Annotated in this window: 10 protein-coding genes; 3 read left to right on the top strand and 7 right to left on the bottom strand. The window is 72.3% G+C overall.

From position 1 onward, the window contains the following. Positions 1 to 82: 82 nt before the first annotated feature. From BXA05_RS16145 to BXA05_RS16125, 5 genes are all read right to left on the bottom strand, one after another. Positions 83 to 5,068, bottom strand: a complete 4,986-nt coding sequence (locus tag BXA05_RS16145) for a ThuA domain-containing protein (protein WP_083711951.1) — start codon at positions 5,066 to 5,068, stop codon at positions 83 to 85. A gap of 252 nt (positions 5,069 to 5,320) precedes the next feature. Then, the gene (locus BXA05_RS16140; RefSeq protein ID WP_021479936.1) at positions 5,321 to 6,493 is read right to left on the bottom strand and encodes a Gfo/Idh/MocA family protein; all 1,173 of its coding nucleotides are present in this window, start codon (positions 6,491 to 6,493) and stop codon (positions 5,321 to 5,323) included. A 119-nt stretch (positions 6,494 to 6,612) separates the two neighbouring features. Further along, positions 6,613 to 7,680 carry a substrate-binding domain-containing protein gene (locus BXA05_RS16135; protein ID WP_076406051.1) on the bottom strand — a complete coding sequence of 356 codons (1,068 nt, stop codon included), beginning with the start codon at positions 7,678 to 7,680 and terminating at the stop codon, positions 6,613 to 6,615. A 117-nt stretch (positions 7,681 to 7,797) separates the two neighbouring features. Beyond that, positions 7,798 to 8,838: an ABC transporter permease gene (locus BXA05_RS16130; RefSeq protein WP_061268730.1), complete on the bottom strand. Its 1,041-nt coding sequence runs from the start codon at positions 8,836 to 8,838 to the stop codon at positions 7,798 to 7,800. Further along, a complete protein-coding gene (locus tag BXA05_RS16125) occupies positions 8,835 to 10,355 on the bottom strand; it encodes a sugar ABC transporter ATP-binding protein (protein ID WP_061268729.1) in 1,521 nt (506 codons plus the stop codon). The genes BXA05_RS16130 and BXA05_RS16125 overlap by 4 nt, the downstream gene beginning before the upstream one ends. Before the next feature lie 408 nt (positions 10,356 to 10,763). Here BXA05_RS16125 and BXA05_RS16120 point away from each other — a divergent pair, with 408 nt between their 5' ends. The 3 genes from BXA05_RS16120 (at position 10,764) to BXA05_RS16110 (ending at position 13,590) form a co-directional block, all read left to right on the top strand. Then, entirely contained in the window at positions 10,764 to 11,945 is a 1,182-nt protein-coding gene (locus tag BXA05_RS16120) for an ROK family transcriptional regulator (RefSeq protein WP_061268728.1), read from the top strand. A 69-nt stretch (positions 11,946 to 12,014) separates the two neighbouring features. After that, positions 12,015 to 12,680 (top strand): ThuA domain-containing protein, encoded by a 666-nt coding sequence (locus tag BXA05_RS16115; protein WP_021483712.1) that lies wholly within the window; start codon positions 12,015 to 12,017, stop codon positions 12,678 to 12,680. A gap of 10 nt (positions 12,681 to 12,690) precedes the next feature. Further along, the gene (locus tag BXA05_RS16110; protein ID WP_076406049.1) at positions 12,691 to 13,590 is read left to right on the top strand and encodes a dihydrodipicolinate synthase family protein; all 900 of its coding nucleotides are present in this window, start codon (positions 12,691 to 12,693) and stop codon (positions 13,588 to 13,590) included. Positions 13,591 to 13,594: 4 nt separating this feature from the next. Here BXA05_RS16110 and BXA05_RS16105 read toward each other — a convergent pair whose 3' ends face one another. Together BXA05_RS16105 and ligA are read right to left on the bottom strand one after the other, a co-directional pair. After that, positions 13,595 to 14,701 (bottom strand): hypothetical protein, encoded by a 1,107-nt coding sequence (locus BXA05_RS16105; RefSeq protein WP_143311177.1) that lies wholly within the window; start codon positions 14,699 to 14,701, stop codon positions 13,595 to 13,597. A 34-nt stretch (positions 14,702 to 14,735) separates the two neighbouring features. Further along, a complete protein-coding gene (gene ligA / locus BXA05_RS16100; protein WP_082774694.1) occupies positions 14,736 to 17,183 on the bottom strand; it encodes an NAD-dependent DNA ligase LigA in 2,448 nt (815 codons plus the stop codon). Positions 17,184 to 17,195: the final 12 nt, after the last annotated feature.

Below are 17,195 nucleotides of genomic sequence, written 5' to 3'. Positions count from 1 at the left end.
GCCGCCCGGACGCCCGAGCGCCCGCGCGCCGAGCGCGGTGCCCGGCGGGCCGGTGCTCAGCGCACCGACCCGCCGGAGCTCGTCAGGAGCAGGACCGGGCCGCGTAGTCCGCGGTCCCGGAGAACGTCCTCCCCTCGGCGTCCGTGGCGGTCACGGTCACGGTGCCCGCGTCGACCGCGACGGCGCGCGACGCGAACGACTGGTACGCGTTCGCACCGGGCGCGACGTCCGCGACCTGCTTCGACCCGTACGGGGTCTCGAGCGTGATCGCGAGCGGGACCGAGTCGTCGTTCGCCGCGCGGACCGCGACGAACACCTTGCCGGCCATGCAGCGCGTCTCCGCGGTGATGGTGACGGCGATCGGCTCGGCCTCGTCCTCGACCACCCGGAAGTGGCCGAAGGACGCCGGAGCACCGGTGTCGGCCGACGCCCCGAGGGCGAAGAGCCCGACCTTGGCGTCCGCGGCGGGCGCGTTGGTCACGCTCTCGTCGAACGTGGTCCACGTCTCGCCGTCCGCGCTGTACGCGCCGGTGAACGTGTCACCGGAGCGCGTGAGGCGCAGGTGCCACACCGACTCGGCGAGGCTCCCCGTCTGCGGCTGCGGGTTCTGCACCACTCCGCCGACCTCGCTGCGCAGCTCGATCCGGGCGTTGCGCGCCTGGCCGGCCTGGTTGTCGACCACGTAGTCGAGCTTCACGTAGTCGTCGTCGCCGCCGTAGACGATCAGACCGCCCTGCTGGTACTGACGGTCGAACGCGGAGCCGTCGACGACGGTCTCGATCGTCCACTCGTCACCCGGCTGGTCCTGCAGCACGATGTTCGGCACCGGGCGGTTGTCCGTCCCGTAGATGTCCGTGGGCGTCGTGTCGATCTGCAGGGAGCCGTCCGTCACGCGGTAGCCGGTCGGGTCCTCGCGGACGATCGACCAGCGGCACGTGTCGAGGGCGTCGCCGTCGAACTCGTCGTCCGGCCCGGGGGCCGCCGCCGTGTCGTCGGGCGTGATGTGGAACCAGTCGAACTCGGCGTCGACGACCGGGGTGGTCGTGTTGTTGCCCTTGAGGGCCACGAGCCCGATCTTCGCGTTCTCCAGGTCGGCGATCGACTTGGTCTGCGGCATCGTCGTGAAGTCGATGCCGTCGGCCGAGTAGGCCGCCTGGAGGCTCGCGCCGTCGCTGACGAACCGCACGTAGACCGTGTCGGGGTAGTCGGCACCGAGCGCGGCCGAGTTGGACTCGTTGACCTCGTTCGGCTGGGCGTTCTCCTCACGGATGAACTGGAAGATCCGCGTCGCCGGGTCCGCCGTGGCCGACCGGCCCTGGAGGACCATCTTCGCGTAGTTGTCCTGGTCCTCCCAGATCAGCAGACCGGCCTGCTGGTACTGCTGGCGGGCCGGCAGGGTCACCTTCGCGGTGGCCGTGAACGGTCCGTCCGGGAGGTCCTGGAGCACCAGGTTCGGCACGACGGTGTTGTCCGTGCCGTAGAAGTCCCGCGTCGCCGTGGGGACCACCAGGCGCCCGTCGCGCACGACGAGGTTCTGGTCGCGGTTCGTCACGGTCCAGCGGTCCTCGTCCAGGTCGGTGCCGAGGAAGTCGTCCGAGCGGCCGGAGAAGCAGAGCCCCGGACCGGTCTCGGGCGCCTTGACGGTCACCGTCGTGTACTCGACCGAGTACGCGCCGCGCTCGTCGGTGGCCCGCACCTGGAGCCGGTAGGTGCCCGGCTGGTCGTACGTGACCGCGAACGAGTCGGTGCCGTCGACGAAACCGTCGCCGAGGCCCGCGTCCCACGCGAACGTGACGGCCTCGTCCTCGGGGTCGGTCGCCGTGACCGACGCCGTGACCTCCAGAGGAGCGGTGCCCTCCGTCGGCGTGACCTCGAACGTGTCGATGGTCGGGCGCACGTTGTCCGTGACGCCGCGGCCGTCGAACTCGAGCCAGTTGACGTTCATCTGGCCGGCCACGTTGACGAAGTAGAGCGTCCCCGTGCCCTCGGGCACGTCGGTGATCTCCGTCGTCGCCATCGTGTACGCCTGCCAGTCACCGGTGTTCGGCACGGTCACCCGGCCGATCTCCGGACCGTCGGGCGCGTCCCAGCGCACGGACACCGTGCCGCCCGAGGGCGACGCGACGCGCATGCCGAGACCCTCGACGTTGTAGAGCGACATGGGCTCGTAGGCCCACCAGTCGTCCACCTCGATGTAGCCGAGGTTCTGGCCGCCCCCCGCGCTGTCGCTGGTCTGCTCCGTCTGGACGCCCGGGTCACCGGTGCTCGCCGAGCCGGGGAGCCGGCCCGTCGAGGTGTAGTACTCGGCCTGGAGCAGCTTCGGCTGCAGGATCTGGAGCGAGTTCGTCGTGAGCGGGACGCCCACCTCGCCGCCGTCGTCGGTGTAGAACGCCTCGAGCACCCAGAAGATGTTGGCCTCGAGCCCGTGGCCCTCGTCGCGGGCCGTCTGCATGACGCCCTCGCAGCCGGTCAGCTCCTCCATCGGGTGCGCGTGGGCGTCGTGCCCGAGCGCGGTCATCATCTGGAGGTTGGAGCAGTCCACCTCGCCGTCGGGGTCCTCGACCTCGACGACGTAGCGCACCTGGTCGCCCCACTCGAACACGCCACCGTTGTCCGGGAACGTGATCGTCACGCTCGGCGCCTGGTTCCCGACGACGATGCTGACGTTCGCGAAGCCCGTCTGGCCGTTCGCGTCGGTCGCCACGAGCTGCGCGGTGTAGCTGCCGTTCTCGGTGTAGGTGTGCACCGGGTTCGCCTCGGTCGACGGGTCGGACCCGTCGCCGAACGTCCACTGCAGCGAGATCGGGTCGCCCGCCGGGTGGCGGGTGCCCTCCGAGGAGAACTGCACCGTGAGGGGCGCGGCGCCGCTGGTCACGTCCGCGCTGGCGCGGGCGATCGGCGTCGGGTCGCCCTGCACGTAGTTGACCTTGTAGATGCCCGACGTCGTGTTGTTGCCGCCGAAGCCCTGGCCCCAGTCGATGACGTAGAGCGAGCCGTCCGGACCGAAGTCGAAGTCCATCGCGCGGTAGAAGCCCGCCGCGGGGTCGAAGTGCTTCGGCAGGATCCGGTTGATGTCGACGAGCTCGTCGCGGTTCTCCCCGTCGAGCTGGAACGAGTACATCTTGCCCTGGTTCCACTCGCCGAAGATCGCCTTGCCGTCCCAGTACTCGGGCCACTTGACGTCCGAGTCGAGCTCCGGGTCGTAGTCGTAGACGGGGCCGCCCATGGGCGCACCGCCGCCGCCGATCTCCGGGAAGAGCGGGTTGCCGGCGTAGTTGTACCAGACGTCGGCCGCGACGGCCGGCGGGAGCTGGGTCAGGCCGGTGTTGTTCGGCGAGTCGTTCACGGGCCCGTTGGCGCAGTCGTACGCCTGGCCCGACTGGCCGGTCGCGAAGTTGTAGTCGATGTACGCCGCGTTGTCACCGGTGCAGTACGGCCACCCGTAGAAGCCCGGCTCCGCGACGATGTTCCACTCGACCGTGTTCCCCGGGCCGCGGCTCGGGTTGGCGTTCTGCGCGTCGGGGCCGTAGTCGCCGACGAGCACGTTGCCCGTCTTCTGGTCCACACCGATGCGGAAGGGGTTGCGGAAGCCCATCGCGAAGATCTCGGGCTTCGTCTTGTCCGTCCCCGGGGCGAACATGTTCCCCTCGGGGATCGTGTACGTGCCGTCGTCCTCCGGGTGGATGCGCAGCACCTTGCCGCGGAGGTCGTTCGTGTTCGCCGACGTGCGCTGCGCGTCGTACGACGTGCGGCCCGCGCGCTCGTCGAGCGGCGCGTAGCCGGCCGACTCGAACGGGTTGGTGTTGTCGCCCGTCACGATCACGAGGTTGTCGTCGCCGTCGAAGACCATGTCACCACCCGCGTGGCAGCACGTCTCGCGCTGCGTCGGGATGACGAGGACCTTCTCCTCGCTCGCGGCCGAGATCGTCCGGGTCGCCTCGTCGTACGTGAAGCGCGAGACGCGGTTGTGCGGCCCGTCCGTCCCGACGTCCTGCGGCGACCAGAAGAGGTAGACCCAGCCGTTCTCCCCGAAGTCCGGGTCCAGGACGACGCCCGTGAGCCCGTCCTCGTTGGCCTGCGTGACCGCGAGGGTCATCGCCGTCGTGGTCTGGTTGCTCTCCGGGTCGATGAGGCGGACGCGCCCGTCGCGCTCGACGTAGAAGACCGTCCCGTCGGGGGCGACGTCGAGCATCATCGGGTTGGACGTCTCCTCGTCGAGCGAGACGACCTCGTAGCTGTCCGACTGCGACGCGGCGCAGTCCGACGGCACGACGCCCGCGGCGGTCTGGATGCCGCCGAGCAGGTGCTGGAGGAACTCCGGCTCCGCGTAGGACTCGTTCGTGTGGCCGCCACCGGTGTACCACGAGCGGCCGCCGTCGTACGCCTGGCACCAGGCGATCGGGTGGTCGGCGCCCATCGCGCCCGACCCCGCGGTGTAGGACGTCTCGTCCAGGCTCGCGAGCACGTGCACGGTGTCGCGCGGGTTGGTGCGGTAGTTGTACCACTCGTCGTAGCGGTCCCAGCGCGACGGCAGGTGCGCCGTCGACTCGTGGGCGTGGTCCTCGACCTTGACGGTCGCGTCCTGGTTCTGCGGGTGGCTGCTGAAGTACGCGCCGACCAGCTCGCCGTACCACGGCCAGTCGTACTCGGTGTCGGACGCCGCGTGGATGCCCGCGTACCCGCCGCCGTTCTGGATGTAGCGCTCGAACGCGGCCTGCTGGTCGTCGTTGAGGACGTCGCCCGTCGTGGACAGCCACACGACGGCGTCGTACTGCGCCAGGTTCTCGTCCGTGAACGCTCCCGCGTCCTCGGTCGTGGTCACGTCGAAGTCGTTCTCCGCGCCGAGCTGCTGGATCGCCGCGATGCCCGCGGGGATCGACCCGTGCCGGAACCCGGCGGTCTTGCTGAAGACGAGCACGTCGAACGGTGCGGTGTCGGCGGCGGCTGCGACCGGAGCCGCCGGGGCGACGCTCCCGGCGGCGGGGGCCGCCGTGGCCGACACCGCCGTCGCGATGGTCAGGGGGAGAGCGATCGCCGCCGCGGCTGCTGCCGCGACCGTGCGCCTCATGGCGAGCGATCCTCCAAGCACGTTTCTCACAAGGTCTCCTCGTCGAGATGGGGAACTGTGCTGCGCTCCGCCGGGTCGGCGCCATCGGCCTGCCGTCCGTCCCGGGCTCGTCGGCGGACTGTCTCGGTGCTCCGCCGGGCACCTTCCTCGCCGCCAGCGCGGCGGTCGTACCTCCTCTCGTCGTCCCGGTCGTCGGCCGTGCACCTGCGCGCGGCCGACGACCGGTCTGCCGTCCGTACGGCGGGTCGAGACCTAGGGCTCGACCCAGCCGCCCGACGCCGCGCTGCGCTCGACCGCGTCGAGCACGCGCTGGACCACCAGGCCGTCCGCGAAGGTCGGCGCCGGGTGCGTCCCCGCGGCGATGCCCTCGACCAGGTCGACGACCTGGTGCGTGAAGGCGTGCTCGTAGCCGAGGCCGTGGCCCGCGGGCCACCAGTGCCCGACGTACGCGTGCTGCGGCTCCGTCACGACGATGCGGCGGAAGCCCGCGACGGCCGGGTCGTCGGCGGCGTCGAAGTAGTGCAGGACGTTCATGTCCTCGAAGTCGAACGCGACCGAGCCCTTCGACCCGTTGATCTCCAGCCGGATCGCGTTCTTGCGGCCGTAGGCGAACCGGGTCGCCTCGAACGTGCCGATCGCGCCGCCGGACATGCGGGCGAGGAAGATCGCGGCGTCGTCCACGGTGACGGGGCCGCGCTCGGTGCCGCCCTGTCCTGAGAGACCGGCGAACTCCGTCGCGACGGGTCGCTCCTTGACGAACGTCTCGAGCAGGCCGGAGACGCTCGTGATCCGCTCGCCGGTGATGAACTGGGCGAGGTCGATCACGTGCGCGCCGATGTCGCCGAGCGCGCCGCTGCCCGCCTTGGTCTTGTCCAGACGCCACGACAGGGGCGCGTCCTCGTCCGCGATCCAGTCCTGGAGGTACTGCGCGCGCACGTGCCGCACGGTGCCGATGCGGCCGTCGGCCACGAGCTGGCGGGCGAGCTGGATCGCCGGCACGCGGCGGTAGGTGAAGCCCACCATCGCGACCTGCCCGCGCCGCGCGGCGGCCTCGGCTGCCGCGACCATCTTCTCGGCCTCGGCGACCGTGTTCGCGAGCGGCTTCTCGCAGAGCACGTGCTTGCCGGCCTCGAGCGCGGCGATCGCGATCTCGGCGTGGGTGTCGCCGGGCGTGCACACGTCGACGAGGTCGACGTCGTCCCGGCCGACGAGCGCCTGCCAGCTCGTCTCCGTGGACTCCCAGCCGAGCCGCTGCGCGGCGGCGGCGACCGCCTCCGGGTTGCGGCCGCCGAGGACCCGCATCCGCGGGTCGAGGGGGAGGTCGAAGAACCGGGGGGCGGTCCGCCAGGCCTGCGAGTGCGCTGCCCCCATGAACGAGTACCCGACCATGCCGACGCCGAGCTGCGCGCCGTCGTTTCCTGCCATGACGTTCCTTCCGTGCTTCTCACGGCGCACGCCCACGGTCCGGCCGGGCGGTACCCGGGCGGACCGTGGGCGTGGTCCGCGTGCTTCCTGCTGCGTGCTGACGGGTGTCAGCGGGTCCGTCAGGACTGGAACGCGGTGGGCAGGTACTGGTCGACGTTGTCCTTCGTCACGACGGGCGCGAAGAGCTGGACCGTGCGCGGCACGTCGGACGACGCGAGGTCGCTGAGGTTCTTCTCGTGCGCCACGAGGCGAGCGAGCTTGATGCCGTCCGCGGCCTGCGTCGACGGGTAGACGACCGTCGCCTGGAGGACGGAGTCACCGGCCTGGATGTGCTCCATGACCTGCTTCGAGCCGGCGCCGCCGACCATGAAGAACTCGTCGCGGCCCGCGTTCTCGATCGCGGAGAGCACGCCGACGCCCTGGTCGTCGTCGTGGTTCCAGATGGCGTCGATCTGCGGCGCGGCCTGGAGGAGGTTGGCCGTCGCGGCCTCGCCACCCTGCACCGTGAAGTCCGCGGCGACGCGGTTGTCGACGTCGAGGCCGCAGTCGGACAGCGCGTCCTCGAAGCCCTGGCTGCGGTCCTGCGTGAGCGGCAGCGAGTCGATGCCGGCGATCTCGGCGACCACGGCGTCCGGGTTGTCGCCCAGCTGCTCGCAGATGTACTGGCCGGCGCTCACGCCCATGCCGTAGTTGTCGCCGAGCACCGTCGTCCGGGCGGCGAAGGGGCTGGAGAACTCACGGTCGACGTTGATGACGGGGATCCCCGCCTCCATCGCCTTGGTCGCGACCTCGGTGAGCGCGGCGCCGTCGAACGGCAGCAGCACGATCGCGTCGACGCCGTCGTTGATGAAGCCCTCGATCTGGCTGATCTGGACGTTCACGTCGTTCGTGCCGTCGGCGACACGGAGCTCGACGTCCTCGTACTCCGCGGCCTCCGCCTCGGCGGCGGTCGTGATGGCGCCCATCCAGCCGTGGTCGGCGGCGGGGGCCGAGAAGCCGATGACGATCGGGTCGCCCGGGGCGTCGTTGTCGGAGACGGCCTGGTTGGCGCTGCCCCCGCCGTCGCCCTCGGCCGTGCCCTCGTCCTGCGGCGTGTTGGAGGTGCACGCCGTCGCGATCAGCGCGATCGAGGCGGCCGAGACCGTCGCGAGCGTGATGCGGCGGCGGAGGGTGGTGCGTGCGGACATGGGATCTCCTTCGATGCTGTCCTGCGGGTGGAACCTCAGGGGAACTGGCGGGGTGTGGGTGGTGCGGGACTCGTCCGGCTGCGGCGGGGTGCGGGGGTGCCGCGGGGCTCGGGGTCGCTAGGTGGTGCGCCGGGAGAGGCGCTGCTGGAGCAGGACCGCGCCGACGATGATCGCGCCCTTGGCGATCTGCTGCACCGAGCTGTCGATGTTGTTGATGATGAAGACGTTCGTGAGCGTCGTGAAGATCAGGACGCCGAGGACGGTGCCGACGATCGTGCCCCGGCCGCCCGCGAGGAGCGTGCCGCCGACGACGACCGCCGCGATGGTGTCGAGCTCCATGAGCAGGCCGTTGGTCGAGGAGCCGGCGCTCGTGCGGGCGAGGATCATGACGCCGGCGATGCCCGCGGTCAGGCCGGACAGCGCGTACACGTACAGGAGGTGGCGCTTGACCTTGATGCCTGCGAGGCGCGCAGCCTCGGCGTTGCCGCCGACGGCGACGGTCCGGCGGCCGAACGTCGTGCGGTTGAAGAGGAACCAGCCGAGCACGGCGACGACCGCGAAGATCCACACGATCTTCGGGACCCCGAGGAGGTTGCCGCGGAAGACGTCGTTGAACGCGTCGACCTGGACGATCTGCGTGCGCTTCTGCGCGATGAGCTCGGCGAGGCCGCGCGCGGCGACGAGCATCGCGAGCGTCGCGATGAACGCGACGACCTTCCCGTAGGCGACGATCAGGCCGTTGAGGAGGCCGGCGCCGATGCCCACCGCGAGCGCGCAGATCACCATGACGACCCAGCCGTACGACTGCGTCGCGAGCGTCGTCGCCCAGACGGACGCCAGGCCGAGCACCGAGCCGACGGAGAGGTCGATGCCGCCCGTCGTGATGACGAAGGTCATCCCGATGGCCACGACGCCGACGACCGACCCGAGGCTGAGGATGGTCATGAGGTTGCTGACGCTCAGGAACCGCTCGCCGCCCGTCGCGAAGCCCACGACGCACAGGAGGAGCAGAGCGACGACGAGGCCGATGTTCCGCCCCGCGGCGCCGGACATGAACCCGCTCCTGCGGCGTTCGCCCGCGGCCTTCTCGACCCGGGCCGACTCGTCGGCCTCCGGCTTCTTCGTCGGCATCGACGCCGACACCTGCTGCTCGCTCACGCGACACTTCCTTCCATGACCATGTCGAGCACCTGGTGCTCGTCGATGGAGCTCGAGGGCCCCTCGTGGACGACGCGACCCTCGGAGACGACGAGGACGCGGTCGGCGAGGCCGAGGACTTCGGGGATCTCGCTGGACACGACGACGACGGCGGCACCCTCGTCGGCGAGCCTGCGGATGAGGGCGTAGATCTCGGCGCGCGCGCCGACGTCGACGCCGCGCGTGGGCTCGTCGAGGAGCAGCACGCGGCAGCCGTGGACGAGCCAGCGGGCGAGCATCGCCTTCTGCTGGTTGCCGCCCGACAGCGTGCGGATGGCCCGGTCGACGCCGGTGGGGCGCAGCTCGAGCGAGTCGGCCTGCTCCTTGGCCGCCTTGCGCTCGGCGCTCTCGTCGAGGAGACCGAAGCGCGCGAAGCGCGAGAACGTCGAGAGCGTGACGTTGCGGTAGACGGGCTCGTCGAGGAGCAGGCCCTGGCTCTTGCGCTCCTCGGGCGCGAGCCCGATCCCGGCACCGACGGCGGAGGCGACGGACCCGGACCGCAGCCTCGTGGAGTCGACGGTCACGGTGCCCGCGGTCGCCTTGCGCGCCCCGTAGACCGTCTCGATGATCTCCGAGCGGCCCGCGCCCACGAGCCCGGCGAGACCGACGATCTCCCCGGCGCGCACCTGGAACGACACGTCCGCGAACACGCCGCGCAGGCTCAGTCCCGCGACGTCGAGCACGACGGGAGCGGCGTCCACCGGGCCGTCGGAGTCCGGGAAGACGTACTCGACCGAGCGGCCGGTCATGAGCGTGATGAGCTTCGCCGTCGGGGTCTCGGACACCGGGAGGTTCTGCGCGACGGTCCGGCCGTCCTTGAGGACGGTGATGCGGTCGCCGATCTCGCGGATCTCCTCGAGCCGGTGGGAGATGTAGACGACGGCGACCCCCGCCTTGGTCAGCTCCTTGACGACACGGAAAAGGTTGCCCACCTCCTCGGAGTCGAGCACCGCCGAGGGCTCGTCCATGATGATGACGCGCGCGTCGTGGGACAGCGCCCGGGCCATGGAGACGATCTGCTTGCCGGCGGCCGACAGCCGTCCGACCTCCGTGCTCGGCGAGACCTCCGAGTGCCCGAGCCGCTGGAGCAGCTCGCGCGTCTTGCGCACCGCCTCGCGACGCTGGGAGAACCCCATGGTCGCGAGCTCGTGCCCGAGGTAGACGTTCTCCGCGACGGTCAGGCCGTCGACGACGTCGAGCTCCTGGTACATCGTCGCGACGCCGTGCTTCAGCGCTGCCACGGGGTCGGAGATGGTGATGGGCTCGCCGTCGAGGAGGATCTGGCCCTCGGTGGGCTGGTGAGCACCGGCGAGCACCTTGATGAGCGTGGACTTGCCGGCCCCGTTCTGGCCGAGGAGACAGTGGACCTCGCCCGGGAGGATCTCGAGATCGACGCCGTCGAGCGCACGAGCCCCGGGGAAGACCTTGACGATGCCCTGCATCTGCAGGAGCGGCTGGGGAGGGTCTGCGGTGACCATGCGGTGAACCTAGCGAACCTTTTGACGAGCGTCAATCATAAGGTTGTCGTCTTTTGCCACTGTTACCACTCCGTGACCGACAAAAGTGTGCGCGCCCTGATCGCCGAATGGGAACGCTCCCGCGGCTCCCGGGGTGCCACGGGGTGCTGCGGAGGCGATAGTGTCCGGCAAGCCCTGCACGAGCAGGGATGCCGAAGATGCGACGTGCGATCGGGGACCAGGGGGAGCTCGTGGGGCGGTCGTCGCCCGGACCGGAGGCCCACCGTCGGACCTCCACACCTTTCGACGACGTCCATGTCGCCTTGGGAGGGGACAGTAGGGTACCTTTTGGCGATCGTCAAGCAAAAGCCGATGACTCGTCCGCCTGGTACGGACGACCGACGAGAGGCTCCGTGATTCACTGTGCCCATGGAGGAACTGCTGAAGTTCGCGCCGCGCCCGACCGGTGCCGGCGACATGTTCCAGCTGCTCCGGGACGGTCAGCCGCGCACCCGTGCGGACCTCGCAGCGATCACGGGACAGGCGCGGTCCACCATCGCCGCGCGGATCGACCTCCTCATGTCGGCCGGCCTCATCGCCCCCGCGGGCGAGGCCAGCTCGACCGGCGGGCGCCCGCCCGTGACCTTCGCCTTCAGCCCTGAGGCGCGCATCGTGCTCGCCGTGGACCTCGGCGCGACCCACGCCCGCCTCGCCGTCACGGACCTCGCGTCCAACGTGCTCGCCGAGACCGACGCGGCCCTCGCGATCGCGGACGGTCCCGACGTCGTCCTGTCGTGGGTCGCGGACACCGGCGAGAAGCTCGTCGCGACCACGGGGCGCAGCATCGACGACCTGGTCAGCGTCGGCGTCGGCCTCCCCGGCCCCGTCGAGCACTCCTCCGGGCGGCCCATCAACCCGCCGATCATGCCCGCGTGGGACGACGTCGACGTCCCCGGGATCCTGCAGAAGCGGTTCGACGCCTCCGTGCTCGTCGACAACGACGTGAACATCATGGCGCTCGGCGAGCACCGCACCGCGTGGCCCGCGGTCACCGACATGCTCTTCGTCAAGGTCGCGACGGGCATCGGCTCGGGCATCATCGCCGACGGCGAGCTCCGGCGCGGCGCGCAGGGCGCCGCGGGCGACATCGGGCACGTCGCCGTCCCGAGCGCCGCCGACGTCCCGTGCCGCTGCGGGAACGTGGGCTGCCTCGAGGCCGTCGCGAGCGGCCAGGCAGTCGCCGCAGCCCTCGCCGCCGCGGGCCTCGACGCGACCACCAGCTCCGACGTCGTCGCGCTCGTGCGCGGCGGCGACCTCGCCGCGAGCCAGGCCGTGCGCCAGGCCGGGCGCGACATCGGCTCCGTGCTCGCGGCGTGCGTCAGCCTGCTCAACCCCTCGCTCATCGTCATCGGTGGCATCGTCGCCGAGGCGGGCGAGCACCTCATCGCGGGCATCCGCGAGATCGTCTACCAGCGCTCGCTGCCCCTCGCGACGCAGCACCTGCGCATCGTCACCTCGCAGGCACGAGGTCAGGCCGGCGTGCTCGGTGCGAGCGCCATGGCCGTCGATCACGTACTCTCGCCCGCAGCGATCGACGCGCTCATCGCCTGAGCGCGGTCGACGGGGGCCGCTGCCCGCGCGCGCGGGCGCGACGAGTGTGACGAAGCACGAGGAGGAGTCATGACCGAGCGGAACCGTCGAGCGCTCGTGGTCCGGGGCGGGTGGCCCGGGCACGCACCCGAGGAGGCCGCCGAGCTGTTCATCCCGTTCCTCGAGGCGTCCGGCTACGACGTGACGCTCGAGGGGTCGCTCGAGGCGTACGCCGACGAGGAGTTCATGACGAGCCTCGACCTCGTCGTGCAGTGCTGGACGATGGGCGAGATCCTCCCGGACGAGATGCGCGGCCTGCGCACGGCCATCGCGAACGGCACCGGGTTCGCGGGCTGGCACGGCGGCATCGTCGACTCGTTCCGGCTCGCCACCGACTACCTGCAGATGGTGGGCGGGCAGTTCGCCGCCCACGCGCACGACCTCGTGGACCACACGATCGAGATCGTGCCCGAGCGCGGGGACCACCCGATCGTCGCGGGGATCGACTCGATCGCGCTGCACTCGGAGCAGTACTGGGTGCTCGCCGACTCGTACAACGACGTCCTCGCGACGACGACGATCCTCCCGCGCGACGGCGACCCGTGGCACGAGCCCGTCGTCTCCCCCGCCGTGTGGACGCGACGCTGGGGCGCCGGGCGCATCTTCGTGTGCGCGGCGGGGCACCAGCTCGCCGACCTCGAGGTGCCTCCGATCCGCACGATCGTCGAGCGCGGCATCCTCTGGGCGAGCCGCTGAGCCCGCGCGCATGACCGCGTTCCGCGGCCTGCTCGCCTACCCGATCACGCCCCTCACCGACGACGACGCCCCCGACCTCGACGCTCTCGGCCGCCTGGTCCGGGACGCCGCCGGGGCCGGGGTCGACGGCGTCGTGGTGCTCGCGTCGTCGGGCGCCGGGGTCACGTTCGACCCGGACGAGCGTGACGCCGTCGTGCGGGCGGCCGTGGCCGCGGGGTCGACGGGCCCCACAGCCGTACCCGTCCACGTCGCCGTGAGCGGCGCGTCGACGCGCGAGGTCCTCGCACGGTCCCGTGCCGCGCGCGACGCGGGCGCCGACGGGCTCGTGCTCGCGCCGTTCTCCTACCTCCCGCTCGACGAGGCGGAGGTCGTGGCGCTGTTCGAGGCGGTCGCGGCGGACGTCGACCTGCCGGTGTGCTTCTACAACCGCAGCGTCCAGACCGCGTACGACCTCACGCCGGGCGCCCTGGCGCACCTCGCCCGCACGACGAACGTCGTCGCGGTCAAGGACGCGGCGTCGACGCCCGCGCGACCCGGAGGGCGGGTCGCCGAGCTGCGGGCCGCGACCGACGGCCTCGGCGTGAGCGTCGGGCTGAGCGGCGACGTCCCTCTCGTGCGCGGCGCCGAGCCGGCCGACGCCTGGCACACCGGGCTCGCCGCGCTCGTCCCGGCGGAGTACGTCGCGCTCCGCCGCGCCCGCACCGCGCGCGCGGTGCCCGACGCGCGGGTCGCCCGCTGGCTGCACGACCTGACCGCCGCGCTCGCCGACCTGCGCCCGGTGAGCGGGTTCCACGCTCTCGCCACCCTGCTCGGCATGCCGACCGCTCCCCCGCGCGGGCCGTCGCTCCCCGTCCCGCCCGACGGCGTCGCGCGGCTGCGCGAGGTCGTCGCCCGGCGGCCTGGGGGCTGAGGCGTCAGACCGCCGCGAGCACCGCGGCGTGCAGGTCGAGCAGGCCGGTGGTGCGCTCGCTCGGGCCGCGGCCGAAGCCGCACTCCGTCGCGACGCCGACCGGACGGTCGCCGAGCACCGACGCCGCCGCGGCGAGCCGACGGCGGGCGCCCTCGACACCGTCCTCGTGGTGCAGGAGCCCGAGGTAGAGCTCCGTCGCCGGGTCCAGGCGCAGGTCCGCCAGCGGCGCGACGTACGCGACGTCGTCGCGCGCGATCGGGACGGGCAGGTGGACCCACTGGACCGGCCGGTCGAGGTGCTCCACGAGGGCGTTCGCGACGCGGACGAGGTTCGCGGTGTCCGTCGGCTCGACGAAGTGCTTCTCCGCGACGTCGCCGTAGCAGAGGTGGAACCCCAGCTCGGCCCCGGCGGGCACGTGCCGCGCGAACGCCGCGGCCCGGTGCGCGCACCCCGCGACGACGTCCTCGTCTCCCCCGGCCTCGGCGTCGAACCACGCGCGCGCGGCCCCGCCGCCGAGGTTCGCGCCCTCGACGAACGCGAACTCGGTCGCGAGGTCGACCTGGACCGCGAGGTCCTCCGCGGGGATCGCGGCGGTGATCGCCGCGAGCTCGCGGACGAGCGCGGCCTCGTACGCCGGGTGCACCGCCGCGCGGTCCTGGGGCGCGACGAACGCCGTCACCGGCGCGAGCGGCGAGGGCAGGCACACCTGGAAGCGGGCCCCGGCCGGGAGTGCCCCCTCCTCGCGCAGCGCGACGAAGTCGGCGAACGAGGCGAGGGCCGCGTCAGCGTAGCCGAGCGGGCCGAACCGCAGGTCCGCCGCGTCGACGGAGCCGTCGAGGACGTGCGGGCGCACATCGAACCCCGCGACGACGACCGGGTCCACCGGGACGCGTGCGAGGCCGTCTACGGCGGAGAACCGCTCGCCCTGGAAGAGGATCCAGTGGAACCGCTCGCCGACCTCCCCGTCGGGGACGCGGCGCACGTGGTCGCCGAGGCGCTCCCCCACCGCCCGGAAGGTCTCGCGCGCGGTCGGCAGGTTCACGGAGCCCACGAGGTGGGCGCCACGCAGGGTCGGGAGGGTCCGGGACGGGGCGGTGGTGGCGTCGAGCACCGGAGCATCGTAGGCGCCCGGCCCGACGCGCGGCTCAGCCGTCCGCGCCGGGCTCTCCCCCGCCGTCCGTGGCCGGGGCGTCGCCCGCGTCGTCCGACGCCGGGCCCGCACCGAGGCGGTCGGCCACGGCGTCGGGCCCTCCGGCGAGGAGCGCGACGAAGCCCTCCTCGTCGAGGATCGGCAGCCCGAGGTCGCGGGCCTTCGTCTCCTTGGAGCCGGCGCTCGCCCCGACGACGACGTAGTCCGTCTTCTTCGAGACCGACCCGGACGCCTTGCCGCCCGCCGCGATGACGGCTTCCTTGGCGCCGTCGCGGCTGAACCCCTCGAGCGATCCCGTCACGACGACCGTCAGCCCGGCGAGCGGACCGGTCGGCTCCTGGCGCGCGCCGGGGCCGGGGTGGTCGGGGATCTCGAAGCGCACCCCGGCCGCCCGCCAGCGGTCGACGATCTCGACGTGCCAGCCGACGGTGAACCACTCGACGACCTGGTCGGCGATCACGGGCCCGACGCCCTCGACCGCGGCGAGCTCGTCGCGCGTCGCGGCCCGGATCGCGTCGAGCGAGCCGAACCAGTCCGCGAGGGCACGCGCCGCGACCGGGCCCACGTGCCGGATGTTCAGGCTGACGAGGATGCGCCAGAGGTCCTTCGTCTTCGCGAGCTCGAGCTCCTCCACGAGCTTCGTCGCGTTGGTCGACGCCTCGAAGAGCGGCTCCCCCGCCTCGATCGCCTCACGCTCCGCGGCCTTCGACAGCTTGCGCTTCTTCCGGAACGGCCACACGGACTTGACGGTCGCGGTCGAGCCGTCGGGCATGGTGATCTCGGCCGGCTCGCCCGTGCCGTCGTACTCGCGCGGCAGCCCGGTCTCGGAGTCGCGCACGACGACCCGGATCGGGACGAGCTGCTCGACGCTCAGCTCGAACAGCCCGGCCTCCGTGCGCAGCGGCGGCTCGGCCGGCTCGAGCGGCTGCGTGAGCGCGGCCGCCGTCACCTCGCCGAGCACCTCGACGTCGAGCCCCCCGCGCGACCCGATGTGCTCGACCCGGCCGCGCACCTGGGCGGGGCACGACTCGGCGTTGGGGCAGCGCAGGTCGACGTCGCCCTCCTTCATGGGGCGCAGCGGCGTGCCGCACTCCGGGCAGTCCGCGGGCATGACGAAGTCCTCGCGCGGGTAGCCGTCGTCCGCGAGCGCCGCGACCGGGCCCAGGATCTCGGGGATGACGTCGCCCGCCTTGCGCAGCACGACCATGTCGCCGATGCGCACGCCCTTCGCGCGGACGACGTCCTGGTTGTGCAGGGTCGCCTGGCGCACCGTGCTGCCCGCGACCTTGACCGGCTCCATGACGGCGTACGGGGTCGCGCGGCCCGTGCGGCCGACACCGACCTGGATCGCGAGGAGGCGCGTGTTGACCTCCTCGGGCGGGTACTTGTAGGCGATGGCCCACCGGGGCGCGCGGCTCGTGGCGCCGAGCCGCCTCTGGAGCGCGAGCTCGTCGACCTTGACGACGATCCCGTCGAGCTCGTGCTCGATGTCGTGCCGGTGCTCGCCGAAGTAGGCGATGCGCTCCATGACCTCGTCGAGGCCGTGCACGACCCGGTTGTGCGGCGACACCGGCACGCCCCACTGCTCGAACAGGGCGTAGGCGTCGGACTGCCGCGCGAGCTCGGCGTGCTCGCCGGCCTCCCACTGGAGCGCGCCGACGCCGTGCGCGTACATGCGCAGGTTGCGGCTCGCGGTGACGGCCGGGTCCTTCTGGCGCAGCGACCCGGCCGCGGTGTTGCGCGGGTTCGCGTACGGCGCCTGGCCCGCGGCGACGAGCTTCTCGTTGAGCGCGGCGAAGTCCGCGACACCCATGAACACCTCGCCGCGGATCTCGATGACGTCGGGGTGCGTCGCGGGGTCGCCGGCGAGGCGCTGCGGGATGCTCGGGATCGTCCGCACGTTGGCGGACACGTCCTCGCCCGTGCGCCCGTCGCCGCGCGTGGCGGCCCGCACCAGACGGCCCTTCTCGTAGAGCAGCGCGATCGCGAGGCCGTCGATCTTGACCTCGCACAGGTAGTCCACCTCGGCGTCCGCGGCCACGCCCAGGTCGCGGTGCACGCGTGCCGCCCACGCGGCGAGGTCCTCGGCGCTGAAGGCGTTGTCGAGCGAGAGCATGGGCTCGAGGTGCTGGACGGTCGCGAAGCCGGCCGCGGCCCGGCCGCCCACGCGCTGCGTCGGTGACTCGGGCGTCTGGAGGGCGGGGTGCGCGGCCTCGAGCGCCTGCAGCTCGTGCATCCGCGCGTCGTACTCCGCGTCGGACGAGACCGGCTGGTCCTCCTCGTAGTAGGCCCGCTGGTCGGCCTCGACCTGGGCGACGAGCTCGGCCCAGCGCCGCTGCGCCGCGGCTTCGTCGAGCTCGGCGGCGGACGACGCCGCGGGCACGTCCTCGTCCGTCGGGGTCGGGGGGGTCGGCGCTGACGTCGCGGGGGTGCTCTCGCTCACCCGCACATCATC

The organism is Cellulosimicrobium funkei, assembly GCF_900155925.1.
GTDB lineage: Bacteria > Actinomycetota > Actinomycetes > Actinomycetales > Cellulomonadaceae > Cellulosimicrobium > Cellulosimicrobium funkei.
The sequence above is the reverse complement of the archived record's forward strand: the minus strand, read 5'-3'. Positions and strand labels throughout refer to the sequence as shown.